The following is a 1,013-nucleotide window of genomic DNA, read 5'->3' as shown; positions in this document are numbered from 1 at the left end:
TCGATGCCGAGCGCCCGCGCCTCGGCAATGTCGGCGGCGATGCGGTCGACGACCGAAACATCGATGCCGAAATGCTGTTCTCCCATCAACGCTTCGCCCGAAGCTTTCAGCAAGACACGTCGATAGAGGGGCTTCACCGTCATCTGGTTCCTCGAAAATCTCGGCGCGGCAAATCTGGAGGCGAAAATTGCCCAGCTTCGCCTGGCGGCGCTGGCATGATGGTCCGACCCGATACACGAAGGGCGCGGCGATGTCACGCCGCGCCCTCGCGCAAAATTCCAGGCTTTTTCGATCAGTTGCTGCTGATGCTGACCGCCTGGCCTTCGACCAGGACCGGCAGCGAATAGCCGGAAGGCTTGTCGCCGGTCACGGTACCGCCCGTGACCCTGACCTGGATCTGCGAGCCGAAATACGGATGAGGAAATGGCGCCGGAACGCTGCTGACCGCTTCCAGTCGCTGACGAAGTGCGGCGGGAATTTCGAAATCCAGCGCCGCGAGGTTGTCCTGCAGTTGGGCAAGCTTCGTCGCGCCGAGGATGACGGTGGCGATGCCGGGCTGCGTCGCAACCCAGTTGAGCGCCACCTCAGCCATGCTGCGTCCGAGTTCGGCGGCCACCTTCTCGAGCTCCGCCACGATTGCCCAGTTGCGATCGCTGAATTTCTGGAAACCCGGATGCGTGGTGTTGCGGAAGCCGTCGAGCCGCCCGGCATTCCCGGCCTGCGTCGGGCGGTACTTGCCGCTGAGCAGCCCGCTGGCCAAGGGGCTCCAGACCATGATGCCGGCGCCGTGACGTGTGGCCAGAGGCACGAATTCATGCTCGATCGAGCGCTCAGTCAGCGAATATTCGAGCTGCAGGGCCGAGATCGGCTCGTAGCCGCGCAGTTCGGCGATCGCCTGCGCCCTGCCTGCATACCAGGCCGGCACATCGGAAAGGCCGATATGGCGCACCTTGCCGGCGCGCACCAGGTCGTCGAGCGTGCGCAGCACTTCCTCGGCCGGCGTCAGCCTGTCC

General features: G+C 64.6%; 1 protein-coding gene and 1 pseudogene. Both read right to left on the bottom strand.

The features are described 5' to 3' along the window. A pseudogene (gene pyrH, locus EOA29_RS43540) lies at positions 1-143 on the bottom strand (UMP kinase); the annotation flags it as partial. A gap of 149 nt (positions 144-292) precedes the next feature. Beyond that, positions 293-1,013, bottom strand: a 721-nt coding sequence (locus EOA29_RS37745; protein ID WP_145970098.1) for an aldo/keto reductase, incomplete at its 5' end; no start/stop codon positions are given.

The sequence above is a fragment of the Mesorhizobium sp. M1E.F.Ca.ET.063.01.1.1 genome (genome assembly GCF_003998155.1).
Taxonomy (GTDB): domain Bacteria; phylum Pseudomonadota; class Alphaproteobacteria; order Rhizobiales; family Rhizobiaceae; genus Mesorhizobium.
This window is presented reverse-complemented; position numbering and strand designations above follow the sequence as displayed.